Here is a 13,227-nt window from a genome sequence, read left to right on the forward strand (position 1 = left end):
CAAGCTCAGATGCTTGCCGTCGCTCGACGGACCACGCCTGCAGAAGTGCCTCGATGCGTCCCGATCTCGATCATCATGCCGCGCGATATCCGGTGCGGGACGGGATGTTCGTCCGCGTGTCGGAAGGATGGGTAATCCCGCTGACGATGGCCCTCGGTCGTCTCTCTCGGTATGGCGGCGTCATACTGCTGGCTTGGAGCGTCGCCGCCTGCGCGGTGGGGCCGAACTTCATGCCGCCGGAGGATCCGCCGGTCAGCCGCTACACCAGGGAGCCGCTGAAGAACCCGTCGGCCGCCGACAAGATTCGCACCCGGCAAGGCGGCTCGGCCGACCAGAGCTTCGCCTCGGGCGCCGACATCCCCGGCCAGTGGTGGACGCTGTTCCATTCCAAGGCACTCAACCGCCTCGTCGAGCAGGCGCTGGCCAACAACCCGACGCTGGAGGCCGCGCAGGCCTCCCTGCGGGTAGCGCAGCAGAACGCGCTCGCCCAGAAGGGCACGCTCTATCCGAGCCTGACCGCGACGCCTCAGGCCGAAGGCATCCAGGCCCCGGGCCTCGACCTGCAATCGCCGCTGCAGAACCAGACCCAGTACCTCTACAGCCTGTTTACCCCGCAGGCGGTGGTCTCGTACAATCCAGACGTGTTCGGCGGGAACCGGCGGCAGATCGAGTCGCTGGAGGCCGCCACCGAGAACCAGCGCTTTCAGCTGGAGGCGGCCTATCTAAGTCTGACCGCCAACGTCGTCGCCGCCGCCATCCAGGAGGCATCCCTGCGCGCGCAGATCGATGCGACGCAGAAAGTGATCCAGGCGCAGATCGAGGTGCTGCAGCTGTACAACAAGCAGCTGTCGCTCGGGCAGATCGCCGGGGCCGACGTGGTGCAGCAGCAGGCGGCGCTCGCCCTGTCGCAGCAGCTGCTGCCACCGCTGGAGAAGGCGCTCGCGCAGCAGCGCAACCTGCTCACCGCACTCGCCGGGCGTCTGCCCTCCGACGAGGTCCCGGAGACCTTCCGTCTCTCGGCATTGAGGCTGCCGACCCGGCTTCCGGTGAGCCTGCCCTCGCGGCTCGTGCAGCAGCGCCCCGACGTCAAGGCGGCGGAAGCCATGGTGCAGCAGGCGAGCGCCAGCGTCGGCGTCGCGGTCGCCAACCGCCTGCCCCAGTTCACGCTGACGGCCACGGGCGGATCGAGCGCGACGCAAATAACCCAGATTACCAACCCGGCCGCCTCGTTCTTCACGATCGTCGGCCAGGCGACGGCACCGATCTTCGATGCCGGCACCCTGTTCCGACGCCAGCGGGCCGCCGAGGAAGGCTTGACCCAGGCGCAGGCGCAGTACCGCGCCACGGTGATCACCGCCTTCCAGAACGTCGCCGACGCGCTGCGAGCGCTGCAGGCCGACGCCAGGGCGGTGGCCGCCGCCGACGCAGCGGTCAATGCGACGAACCAGAGCCTGGAGCTGGTCCGCAAGCAGTTCACGGCCGGCTCGGTGACCTCGACGCAAGTGCTGATCGCCCAGCAGGGTTACCTGTCGGCGCTGGTCACCGCGGCGGGTGCTCGCGCGACCCAGTACGCCGACACCGCGGCGCTGTTCGTGGCGCTGGGCGGCGGCTGGTGGAACCGCGCCGACGTGGCGCCGCCGCCCCCGGAGAAGGATCCGCTGAAGTTCCTGTGATCCAGCATCTCTCCGTAACCCGAGGCGATGGCAGTGTTGGTTCGTCGAACCCGTCCGCTGTTCTCGGAACGACCCGATCCAGTGAATACAAGGGCACAGAGCACATGCGGCATCGACGACCTCGCATCGATCGGATCGGTCCCTCCCATGATGGCGAGGGACTACTGTACGACCAGTCCGGCAGGCTCTCTGAAGCGCTGGATCAGGTCGGTCTCGCCTGCCGGGACTTTACGCCCACCTCCGCCGACGATCATCGGCGAGCCGCGAGGGTTGCGAGAATGGTCTGCGCGACGGCACTCGGCCTTCTCGTTGGAATGGCCGGCCTCAAGACCGCGTCGGCCGCCGACCTGATCGTCTCAGAGCCCGTCGGTCGGTTCCTGGCGACCTGCGAGACTCTCGCGCGGTCCTGCTACGCCGACGCCTGCGGTCGAGATCAGATCGATGCGGCTTCGGGCTGCCGAGGCCAGTGCCCAAGCTCGGTCGTGATCAGCGTCGTGCCCGCTGCCTGTCCGCTAACCGATCCGCGCGCGAGCATCGACGCCGCCGCGCGATCATCGTTCGTCCACGATGAACCTCGCCTATCCTCCGCGCGAGGTGCGGTCGAACTGGTGCTGAGCCGGCGCACGGAAGCGCTGACGACGGTGGCTCAGACCCTGCGCTACGCCGAGCGCGCGAGCAACGGAGCCTTCGCGGTCGAGCGGGTGCACGCCGAGCACCGGCTCGGTGAGCCGTATACCCGGGTTCACATCTGCTACCGCCTCGGCGACCGATCGACGGCGCCGATCTGCAACATCGATTATCTCGTGACTCGCGATCCGCCGCACGTCGAGCCGGCCGACCGGTTCGACGGCATCGGTCGCGACCTCGAGCAGGGTCCCCAGGCCTTCCTACGGGCCCTCGCCCGCGAAGCGGAGCACCAACAGCAGCCGGCCCCGCTGCAGGCGTTGCGTCGGGTCCTCGAGCCGCTCAATCCCTACGACTGGCGCTGACGGCAAACCCATCGCGCTCGCCGCCTCCGGTCCGGTGTGGGGTTCGAACGGCTTCGGACGTCGCGCGACGCCGGCGCTTTACCGACCTGTACCAGATGTCGAACCGGTACCGGGCGTGACCGACTTGCCCCCCTGCGAGATGTTGGAGTTGCCGGTGCTGCCCGCAGGCAGCCCAGAACTCGTGCTTGAGGTACCCGGTGATGTCGCCCCGTTGACGGCGCCCGTGCCACTGACGCCGCTGGAGCCCGTACCACCGGTTCCAGAAGCAGAGCCGCCGGCACTGCCGCCCGCCCCAGCTCCGCCCGCGCCACCGCCGGCTCCGCCACCCGCGGCGGCTACACCGGCTACCATGCCGATGACCATCAAGGCCGCGATCAGCGGCGTGCGGATATCGACTCTCATTTTGCCTCCGGTCATGGCGTGGACGGCGCGTTCGAGACGCGCTGCAATCGAGCCAACCGGACCGGGGATGGCGCTGTTCCGAGATCGGGGATTCTCACGATGTCGGTAGCCGCATCCCATATCTCATCGAAGCCTTTGTCAGCGCCGTGACGGCCACCGCCAGCATGCCGATGCCGAAAGCGAGGCGTGCGACGACACGATGGGGCGCACGATCGCGGCAAACGCTGCGCACGGTGCAGGATCGTACGATCAGAAGCCGGGCCACGCACCGGGGATCGTCTCGCCATAACCCCAACCTGTGAACGGCGGAGCGGATACCCGCTGCTTGGTCACAGGCGGGAGGTAGCTGGACAGCGGCCTGTGCACCTCCCAGTCCATCCAACCTCGCGCACGATCGGCGGCGGCCCTGCGTCTGAGCGTGAGGTCCATGTCACTTGCGCGTGAAGCCCTGTGATCATGGTGAGCCTTGACGCCGCGCACACGTGCCTCGGCAGACACGTCTGTCAGAAACATGACGAGCGGGAGGACCATCACCGAAATTAGCCGCATCGGAGTTCCCTGCGCATGATATGAGGGGTAATCATCGCAGCACGGGCACGAACGGCATCGAGCCGACGGTCGCCTCATCCTCGCCGAGGCTGTGCCCGGTCGAGCGACTATCCCCTCTCAACGGTTCGCCGTGGTGACGGGCGAGGTGACCCCGCCCAGCGACACCCAGGCGATGGCGTCCTGGCTCTCGCGCTTGACGAAGACATAGCCGGTCCGGTGCCAGGGTAAGATGTCGTTGGTCTTGTTGTCCAGGACGAGGTCGCCGCGATCGGTCAGCAGGGTGAGTACGGCGTGACCCTCGCCGTTGGCGTCCACGACCACGGTCATCCGCATCGCCCGGCGCGGCAGACCCGCCTCGGCGAGCAGATGGCGCTTCAGGAGCTGATAGTCCTCGCAGTCGCCGAAGCCGTCCTCGGCCAGGTTCCATTGATCGGCTACGTGCCAGTGGTCCATGTCGGTCATCGGCTGCACCGCCTTATTCACCCGGCGGTTGATCGAAACGATGGTCGACCAGGTCGCGGGCGTGAGGGTGATGCGGGCAGGCTCCGTGCGGTCGAGTACGCATTCGGCCGGATAGTTCTCGCAGAACGTCACCCATGCCGCGATCGGTCGGGCCGTTCCCAGAGGCTGCGCCACGCTCGGGGCGCTCGGCAGCGACGCGAGGGTTTGAGCCTGCACGGCGCCGATCCCGAGGCCGATGGAGAAGGCTGCCGCGAGGGCAGGCCTGAGGCGACGCGCGGCGTGGACCGAGACCGCATTCCGCCTCGTGAAAGCCGCAAACCGCATCGCCGAGACCCAACCGTTAAGCTTTCGTTAACGGAAGTTCTCACGCCGACGCGCCGGCGGCAATCCAGCGCTCAACGAAAAATTAACCCTGTGCGTAGCGCGGATAATATCGGTCGGCGCTAATCGTCCTGTCAGATCTGACAGTATGCATAGCCTTTCCCGGGGACTATGAGAAACAGCTTGGATTTTATTGCAGGGATAAGGTAGAGCTTGAGTCCGGGCGTGTCGAAAGTCTGACATCCCAAACGCTTGCGCATTCCCAGCTCGTTTCGAGGATCTACGGTGCGTCCGACACGATGGAAGCGCCGTGTGAGGCGAGGCCCGATCGGCGAACGCCCAGGCTCGGCAGCCCAAGCCGACGTGAGTGCAAGAGGATGAAGACGAAATGCGTCGCGCTTCAACGTGTCGATAAGGTCGAGGTCAGAGTGTGACGTTCGTCCAGCTCCGACTGGTCGCATTCGGCCAGGCAGCTTTCATGGTCGGCTGCGCACGAACGCTGACGGAGCTGGGCATCGATCACTCAGTGTCTGTCCGGCGACATATTGAGTGATGTAAGGGGTTTGTGATTCAAGGCGGCCTGTGTGGAGGCTGCTGATGTGGACGACCGAGAACCGGGCCCGCTACGATCGAAGCGAGCTTCGGTATCCGAGCGATCTGACGGATGACGAGTGGGCGCTGATTGAGCCCCTGATCCCTCCAGCCAAGCGTGGCGGCGGCAAGCGCAGTGTCGACATGCGGGCGGTGGTGAACGGCCTGATGTACGTGCTGAGCACCGGCTGCCAATGGCGGGCGATCCCAAAGGATCTGGCGGCGCGCTCGACGGTTCACGATTACTTTGACCTCTGGGACTATGACGGCACGCTGGAGCGGATCCATCACACGCTCTACGTCGCCTGCCGGGAACGGATGGATCGGGAGGCCAGCCCGACGGTGGCCATCATCGACAGCCAGAGCGTGAAGGGCGCGGAAAAGGGGGGCGCTCGATCGACCCGCCCGGCTACGATGCGGGCAAGAAGATCAGGGGCAAGAAGCGCCACATCCTGGTCGACACGCAGGGCCTGCTGATGCACGCGCTCGTCCATCCCGCCGACATTCAGGATCGGGATGGCGGCGTGCTGGTGATGGCCACGCTGTTTGGCCTCTACCCGTTCCTGCTCAAGCTCTTCGCCGACGGCGGCTACCAGGGACCGGCCTTCCAAGATGGCCTTCGCAAGGTCTGCCGCACCCTCACGGTCGAGATCGTCAGGCGCTCCGATCAGGCCAAAGGCTTCGCTGTGCTGCCCAAGCGTTGGATCGTCGAGCGAACGATCGGCTGGCTCAACCGCTGCCGCCGTCTCGCAAAGGATTGGGAATGCAAAAGCCGGAAAGCACGAGCGTTCGTCCTCTTGGCCTCCATCCGCCTCATGACCCGAAAGCTCTGTCAGAAAACATCATGATGCCGGACAGACTCTCAGAGGCGGACACAGGTTGGCAGCCTGCGTTCAGTCTCGTTGATGCATAAGGGCGGTTCACGCCGTCAGCTACAGGCCTTACATATTTTTGCATGAAATATTATTTACTCGATTCTGATGAGGACAATGAATAAATCGTGCTGAAAAATCATGCGCGGTATCGGATCCATGTATTATCGAGGGCTAACTCTGTTATTTTTGATATCAGGGATTGCTTTTCACACTGAGTCATGCGCTGCGCAGTACAACTCGGGGCAGCTGCGGAAATCGATCGAACCGGTCTATATCAGGCCCACCTACGGTACCTATCACCAGTGCGGCGGCGCATGCCTGAAGAGCGGGTTGCTGACGTGGTTCTGCGAGGAGAACACCGGCTGCGCCCTGAACTGCGCGATCGGTCCGCCGGTGAGGCGGTGTGTTACGTCAGGTAGCGTCATCGAGGATTTTCGCATTCTAAATTAGTTTTCGCAAAGTGTAGCTGAACTCGGCACGATTCAGTTCAGCGATGGATCGACGGTCCTGCGCGGATGCACAGGGCCGTCCGAGTTTTGTATCTAGTATGGCCTTAACCCGTTACAGCGGTTGCCGGCGGAGCCACGGCAGACGGCTTCAAGTGGTCTTCCGGCCGCGCTTCTTAGGAGCTTCAGCGCCGACCGTAATTGTTGCCTTAGCCGTGGTCTCTCGGCGCTGACTGCCGAGACCGAAACTCTTGGCGAGAGTCGAGCGTTGCTGAGAATAGCTAATTGCTACTGTGGGATAGTCGCGGGGCAGACCGTAGCGCTCGCGGTATTGCGCGACGGTCATACCATTGCCGGTGAGATGCCGCTTCAGTGTCTTGTACGGCTTGCCGTCGATGAAGGAGATTAGCGCGTCGTGCGTAATCGATTTGTGGATCTGAGCTGGGGTTGGTTTCTCGACCATCGGAGCTTCTGATGCGCCACCCTGGCGGAGGCCGGACAGAGCGGAGTAGATCCCGAAGATCAAGCTTGGCAGCTCAGCCGCCGGCAGGCTGTTGTTCGAGATGTATGCTGCAACGACCTTGACTGTCTGCCGAATATGATCATTCCGCAGTGTGACCGCTTTCTCGTTCATGAAGTAATCCTTTTTGGAGATCAAGTGCACAAATGACGCAATCTTCCTCCGAATTCAAGTAGAAATCTCATAATACAGATTTGAAACTTACCTCCGACCATCTGCATAATCAAATTAGATATTTGCCGCAACATCTCGCTCACAATCATCTATCTCACCGGACTCTGTTAAATTCATGAAGGTGAGCCATATCAACGATAAACATTAGGCTGGGCAATAATTTCATCGTATTCAGTTTTCCGCTAGACACTGCGCTTCGAACGCCCGAGGTCTGCTCAGTCAGATCAAGCGCAATCGTAGATAAACTATCAAACCGGCTTCGGGACACAGCCCGTCACCGTCTGGTCACTGCCGCGGCCTGAGGCATCGTTGCAGCTAGACATCAGTCTCGTTCAGCACATGTTAGTGGGCGCGATGAGTGTCAGGGAGGATGACATGCTAGGCGAAAGACGCCGACTGCCAGCTACTATCGCAGCTGGGGCAATTTTGTGGGCTGGAACGGCGCTGGCGCAAACCACCCCACCGTCTCAGCCGTCGACTGTCACTCAGCGCGGCCAACAGCTGCCGCCGGGCGACCCTCTGATCGGGCAGCCGGATAATCCAGATGCGATGAAGCTGGCTCCGGTATCTGGCCCAGTTCTGCCCACCCGTGCCGACAAGCTGCCAACGGCGATGCTGCACGTACCCGAGGGATTCAAGGTCGAGGTGTTCGCCAGCGGGCTGCCGGACGCCCGATCCATGCGCCTGGGCGACAAGGGAACGCTGTTCGTCGGCTCGCGCGTGCGCGACAAGGTGTACGCCGTCGTGCCAGGCCCGAACGGCAACGTGGTCAAGGTGATCGCCAGCGGTCTGCATCGGCCGAACGGCCTCGCGTTCCACGACGGCGCGCTCTACGTCGCGGAGCTGTCCAAGATCTGGCGATATGACAACATCGAGGCGAACCTCGACAGCCCGCCCAAACCCGTGCTGGTCTACGAAGATCTGCCAACGGACGAGCCGCATGGCTGGAAGTTCATCGCCATCGGCCCCGACAACAAGCTCTACGTCCCGGTCGGCGCGCCCGGCAACATCGTCATGCCGTCATCGCGCCACGCGCAGATCCGGCGCATGGACCTGGACGGCAAGAACGTGGAACTGGTCGCGACCGGCGTGCGCAACTCAGTTGGATTTGATTGGAACCCTGTTACCAAAGACTTCTACTTCAGCAACAACGGCCGCGACTGGATGTCGGAGGATCTGCCGAACGACACGCTGCACGTGGTCAAGGCGGGAACGACGACGGCGCCCAACTTCGGCTATCCCTATTGCCATCAGGGCAACTTCACCGACCCTGAATTTGGATGGGGTCACTCGTGCGACGAGTTTGCCAAGCCAGCCGGCTTGATGGGCCCGCACGTGGCGACGCTGGGGATGCGGTTTTACACGGGCGATATGTTCCCGAGCAGCTACAAGAATGCGATCTTCCTGGCCCGTCATGGCTCGTGGGATCGTACGAAGAAGCTCGGCGGAGATGTCGTGGTCGTCAAGCTCAAGGACGACGGCACTATCGCATCGTACGAGCCGTTCCTGACAGGCTTTCTCCAGAACAATGCCTACGTGGGCCGGCCCGTCGATGTGCAGCCAATGCCGGACGGATCGCTACTGGTATCCGACGATTGGAACGGCGCTATCTGGCGCATCACCTACAAAGAGCCCTAAGTGACTTGGCCGAGGTGAGACCTCCTCGCCCCGGCTTAATCACCCTCGCCCGCCATCGGACCCGCCGTGCGCCTGCTTGTTGGTCTATCAGCCTTGATCTTGCTCGATAGCATCGGCGTGCCGGTGTGTGCGCAGCCGGCCACGGAGCAGTTGAGTATCTGCCTCAGCTGCCACGGCGAAAACGGCACGTCCCAAGCGGAGCACGTGCCGTCGCTCGGCGCCCAGAAGAGCGACTACGTAGTCGCGCAGCTGCTGATGTTCCGCGAGAAGCAGCGAATTGCTCCGCCGATGAACGATATGGCGGCAAACCTGTCGGATGATGATCTACAGTCGCTCGCCGAGGCAATCTCCAAATTGCCCGCGCCGGAAACTTCTGCTCCGATCGAAGCTAAAGCGGCCGAAGAGGCGCGCGCACTCATCGCGCGCTATCGCTGCGGCTCGTGCCACGGTGCCGACCTCGCGGGGCAGGGACAGATCCCAAGGGTCGCTGGGCAGCGCGAGGACTATCTGACGGCCGCGCTTGAGGGCTACAAGAGCAACGCACGCCCTGGCTACGAGCCGGCGATGAACGAGGTCTCACGAGACATCAAAGATGAGCACATTCCAGTGCTTGCACGCTACCTCGCCCAATACCGCTCGGAGCAGAGTACGGCGGGGCAGGTTCCAAAACCTTGAACGGGGTCGCGGGCGGTCAAGTTGAGCTCTGATAAGCCTCATGTCTAAGAGCATATCAACGAGTTAGAATGATAGGATTATCTATGGATTTATTTTGTCGATAAAACGATCAGTTTTGCGTTGCTACGGATCGTTTGCGTAGCTTGTGTGATCGCCTGATGTTCACAGTCTCGGGACCACGGCGTCGAAGTCGCAAAGATGGTCTTGCCCGCATCGCATGTCTTCAGGGTATACGCTTCAACGGCCCTCTCCTCATGAAGCCTGATCACCTCGAGGACGTCCGCGAATTCCTCGGCTGGCGCGGCCTCGTCGAGTAGTTCTGCAGCATCCCATCCTGAATAGAATCAAGCGGATACCTCCTCACTGTACCGCCCGCGGATTGTGAGACACCGATCTGAAGCCTACGCGGCCAAGGCCGCGGGTGGAAGCTGCGCGGCACGAACGGCGGCTGGGGGTCGGAACCCGTGCCGCTCGATCAGCCACGTCTCATTGTAGAGGTCGCGAAACGCCAGCAGCGCGCGACGCAGGTCCTCGACCGTGTCGAAGTGCTCCACCCACAGCAGGTTCTCCTTGAGCGTGCGGATGAAGCGCTCGGCGCAGCCGTTTCCTTCCGGTGCGCGCACGAAGGCGGGCGAACTCGCGATACCCAGGAACGCCAGCTCCGCCTGGAAATCGTCCGACATGTACTGGCTGCCGTGGTCGTGCCGGACACTCAGGCCGGAGGCGATCTCGGCCGTAAAGCCGCCGAAGCGCTGCCGCACACCCTGGCGGATCGGCTCCAGCGCCTCGAACCGTGTGGCCCGACGCGCCGCATGGATGCCCACGCACTCGGCCGAGCAGTGGTCGACGGCCACGAACACCGCGACCTGTCCCTCAGCCGTCCAGGTGGTGGTCAAGTCCGTGCCCCACATCGTGTCCACCCTCTCCGGGATGATGGTGCCGTCGTGATTGCGCGGGCCGCGCGGTGTGCCGACGCGAGAGGGGGCGAGCAGATCATGGGCGCGCATCAGGCGCAGCACGCGGCGTTTGGAGGTGCGCACGCCCTTGAGGCGCAGCCGCGCCCAGACCTTGCGGTGACCCTCGCCGTGGAAGGGGCAGTCCGTGATGATGGCGCGGATCTGCGTGAGCAGCGCCGCATCCGGCATCGGCCCGACTGGGCCGGGACGCCGCGACGGCACGAGCCGGGCGGGTGAGAGGTGCCGGTGGACGGTAGCGCGCGACACGCGCCAGATCCGGCACACCCGGGCCAGTCCGTAAACTTTGCCGCTGGCAGGCGAGACGGCCCGGCTCATGGCCGCGACCGCCTGCGGGCCAAAGGGCCGGGGCCGCGCGCCTCCAGGGCGGCGATCTTGGCCTCCAGCAACTCGCGCTCGATCAGCATCTCACCGAGCTTGGCCTTCAGCCGCCCGCTCTCCAGCGCGTCCGCATCAAGGGGCCGGGTCGCCAAGCTCGCTTCGCCCGCCGTCAGGAACGCGTCGCGCCAGCCCGACAGGGTCGCGGCGGTCACGCCCAGACTGCGCGAGACGCTCTCCAGGTCCTCGCCGCGTAGCAGCCGCAGCACTGCATCCCGTTTGCGCTGCCGGGACATGCGCCCGCCGCGACCAGGACCGACTGCGCCTGCATCTGCCCTCGTATCCGTGCTCATCATCCTCACCCCTGTCGCGGCGACCGTCCGCTAACGGGGTGTCTCAAGCAACCGGGAGGCGGAGGATCACTGACCTGCTCAGCGGCATCTTGCACAGCGCATGCCCAGTGCGGACAGGTGTGAGTCTTAAGATCAGCGCGGTGCCTGCGCTCCTGAACGTGCTGGCAGCGTCGCACGAACGCGTCTGTCCAGATTGCGGCCGCTGCAAGCCCACCGTCCGCCTGCGGCCCAACCTCGAAGTCCTTGAGCCCGCACACGGGGCATACGATCGATCCCATGAGAGCCTCCGTTCACACCTCCATCTCGGCGCCGACCTCCATCACCTGCTGGGCCGGCACGCACAGGTAGCTCGCCGTCTCCTCGGCGTTACGCTGCATCAGCGCGAAGATCTCCTCGCGCCAACCCGCCATGCCGGGACGTTTCTCCGAGGCCACCACCGTCTCGTGGCTGATGAAGTAGCTCAGGTGGTCGCAGTCGATGCCCTTGAGCCGGCCGTCCTCGACCGCCCGTCGCAGGGCGCGCGGGACATGAACCGTGTCCATGAAGCCGAACCGGAGCAGCACCCGCGTCACGTCCGGAGCGACCGGCACCACCTCGATCCGCTCGGCGTCTGCCGCGTGCGGCACGTCCAGGATCTGCAGCGTCACGAGGAGCACGCGCTCGTGCAGCACCTGCAGGTGGCGCACGAAGTTCATCAGCGGCAACGGCATGCCGTCCTCGGCCGAGGTCAGGAACGCGCCCGTGCCCGGGATGCGCGGCAGGTGCTTGGATTCGACGCGGGTCAGGAACTCCGCCTCGGGCATGCGGATATCGGCCCGGGCCGCCTCCAGGAGCTGTGTGCCGCGCCGCCAGGTCAGCATCAGGAAGGCGACGCCCGCCGCGAGCAGCAGCGGAAACCAGCCGCCCTCGAACAGCTTCAGCGTGTTGGCGCTGAAGAAGGTCAGATCGACGAGCAGGAACGCGCCGTTGACCGCGAGCACGAGGGCGAGGTTGAAGCCCCAGCGAAGCGCGATCAATGCCGCCAGCACGGTCGTGATCACCATCAGCAGTGACACCGCGATGCCGTAAGCGCCCGCCAGCGCGTCCGACGAGCCGAAGGCCAGCACCGCGCCGAGGGTGGCGAAGGCCAGGAGCCAGTTCACGATGGGCACGTAGATCTGCCCGGCCTCCTGCGAAGAGGTATGGACGATGCGCATGCGCGGGAAGAAGCCGAGCTTGATCGCCTGCTCGGTGAGCGAGAACGCACCGGAGATGATGGCCTGGGAGGCGATGACGGTGGCCAGCGTGGCGAACGCCACGAGCGGGTAGTGGATCCAGCTCGGCGCGAGCTGGAAGAACGGGTTGTCGACCGCGGCCGGGTTCGAGAGCAGCAGCGCGCCCTGGCCGAGGTAGTTCAGCACCAGGGCCGGGAGCACGATCGCGAACCACGCGAGCCGGATCGGTGCGCGCCCGAAATGGCCGAGGTCGGCGTACATCGCCTCGCCGCCGGTGACCGCCAGGAAGGCTGCGCCCAGCATGGCGAAGCTGACCGGCAGATGCGCGGTGAGAAGGTAATAGACGGCGCGGAACGGGTTCAGGGCCGCCAAGATCTCCGGCTTCTGCCGGATGCCGGCCGCGCCGACGGCCGCGATGGTGGCAAACCACAGCAGCATGACCGGTCCGAACAGGCGCCCGATGAAGCCGGTACCTTTGCGCTGGACCGAGAACAGACCGATCAGGATGACGACGGTAGCCGGCACCACAAAAGGCGTCACGCCGGGGGCATCGACCTTCAGGCCCTCGACAGCTGAGAGCACCGAGATGGCAGGGGTGATCGCGCCGTCGCCGTAGAGTAGCGCGGCTCCGATCAGCCCGACGACGAGCAGGATGGCGCGCCACGAGCGTGGCGGTGCATGCCGGGCCCCGAGCAGAGCAAGCATGGCCACGATGCCGCCCTCGCCGTGATTGTCCGCGCGCAGGATCAAGACGGCGTACTTGAGCGCGACGATGAGGAACAGCGACCAAAGGATGAGGGAGACGGATCCGACCACCGCGTCGTGCTGGAGGGTGCCACCTGCGGCTGCGACCTTGACGGTCTCCTTGAGCGCGTAGAGCGGACTGGTGCCGATATCGCCGTAGACGATGCCGAGCGCGCCGAGGGACAGGGCGACGGAGGCGGTTCGTGCCGGGAGCTGCGCTTCGCCTGCCTGGATCGCGACGGTCACCAGTTCATCTCCATCCACAGCCAGCCGAGCGCGACGGGCGCTATGCTCGGTAGCTCTCTTGGT

The 13,227-nt window shown here is 64.4% G+C and carries 9 protein-coding genes; 5 read left to right on the forward strand and 4 right to left on the reverse strand.

The window, feature by feature from the left end:
- Nucleotides 1-53: 53 nt before the first annotated feature.
- Together FVE89_RS24600 and FVE89_RS24610 are read left to right on the forward strand one after the other, a co-directional pair.
- Entirely contained in the window at nucleotides 54-1,673 is a 1,620-nt protein-coding gene (locus FVE89_RS24600; RefSeq protein WP_238247139.1) for an efflux transporter outer membrane subunit, read from the forward strand.
- Nucleotides 1,670-2,662 (forward strand): hypothetical protein, encoded by a 993-nt coding sequence (locus tag FVE89_RS24610; protein WP_210254069.1) that lies wholly within the window; start codon nucleotides 1,670-1,672, stop codon nucleotides 2,660-2,662. Before FVE89_RS24600 ends, FVE89_RS24610 begins: the two co-directional genes overlap by 4 nt.
- Before the next feature lie 1,068 nt (nucleotides 2,663-3,730).
- Here FVE89_RS24610 and FVE89_RS24615 read toward each other — a convergent pair.
- Nucleotides 3,731-4,399, reverse strand: coding sequence for a transglutaminase-like cysteine peptidase (locus tag FVE89_RS24615; RefSeq protein ID WP_053608458.1), 669 nt, complete (start codon nucleotides 4,397-4,399; stop codon nucleotides 3,731-3,733).
- Between the two features lie 594 nt (nucleotides 4,400-4,993).
- Here FVE89_RS24615 and FVE89_RS24620 point away from each other — a divergent pair.
- A protein-coding gene (locus FVE89_RS24620; protein WP_091995207.1) for an IS5 family transposase occupies nucleotides 4,994-5,835 on the forward strand; the annotation gives its coding sequence in 2 pieces (ribosomal slippage) (nucleotides 4,994-5,384 and nucleotides 5,384-5,835; 843 coding nt in all).
- A 624-nt stretch (nucleotides 5,836-6,459) separates the two neighbouring features.
- Here FVE89_RS24620 and FVE89_RS24625 read toward each other — a convergent pair.
- On the reverse strand, nucleotides 6,460-6,942 hold the full coding sequence (locus tag FVE89_RS24625) for a MucR family transcriptional regulator (RefSeq protein WP_078947056.1): 483 nt from the start codon (nucleotides 6,940-6,942) through the stop codon (nucleotides 6,460-6,462).
- Nucleotides 6,943-7,551: 609 nt separating this feature from the next.
- Here FVE89_RS24625 and FVE89_RS24630 point away from each other — a divergent pair.
- Nucleotides 7,552-8,640 carry a PQQ-dependent sugar dehydrogenase gene (locus FVE89_RS24630; protein ID WP_238247141.1) on the forward strand — a complete coding sequence of 363 codons (1,089 nt, stop codon included), beginning with the start codon at nucleotides 7,552-7,554 and terminating at the stop codon, nucleotides 8,638-8,640.
- A 66-nt stretch (nucleotides 8,641-8,706) separates the two neighbouring features.
- Nucleotides 8,707-9,315, forward strand: a complete 609-nt coding sequence (locus FVE89_RS24635; protein WP_238247143.1) for a c-type cytochrome — start codon at nucleotides 8,707-8,709, stop codon at nucleotides 9,313-9,315.
- A 401-nt stretch (nucleotides 9,316-9,716) separates the two neighbouring features.
- Here the strand turns inward: FVE89_RS24635 and FVE89_RS24640 are convergent.
- Both FVE89_RS24640 and FVE89_RS24645 read right to left on the reverse strand, forming a co-directional pair.
- Nucleotides 9,717-10,960, reverse strand: a protein-coding gene (locus FVE89_RS24640; protein ID WP_091994892.1) for an IS3 family transposase whose coding sequence is annotated in 2 segments (ribosomal slippage) — nucleotides 9,717-10,636 and nucleotides 10,636-10,960 — 1,245 coding nt in all. Because the reading frame shifts where the segments join, the coding sequence is not laid out codon by codon here.
- Between the two features lie 290 nt (nucleotides 10,961-11,250).
- Nucleotides 11,251-13,104: a KUP/HAK/KT family potassium transporter gene (locus FVE89_RS24645; protein WP_053609008.1), complete on the reverse strand. Its 1,854-nt coding sequence runs from the start codon at nucleotides 13,102-13,104 to the stop codon at nucleotides 11,251-11,253.
- Nucleotides 13,105-13,227 lie beyond the last annotated feature (123 nt).

Source organism: Methylobacterium sp. 2A, from assembly GCF_009806555.1.
Taxonomy (GTDB): domain Bacteria; phylum Pseudomonadota; class Alphaproteobacteria; order Rhizobiales; family Beijerinckiaceae; genus Methylobacterium.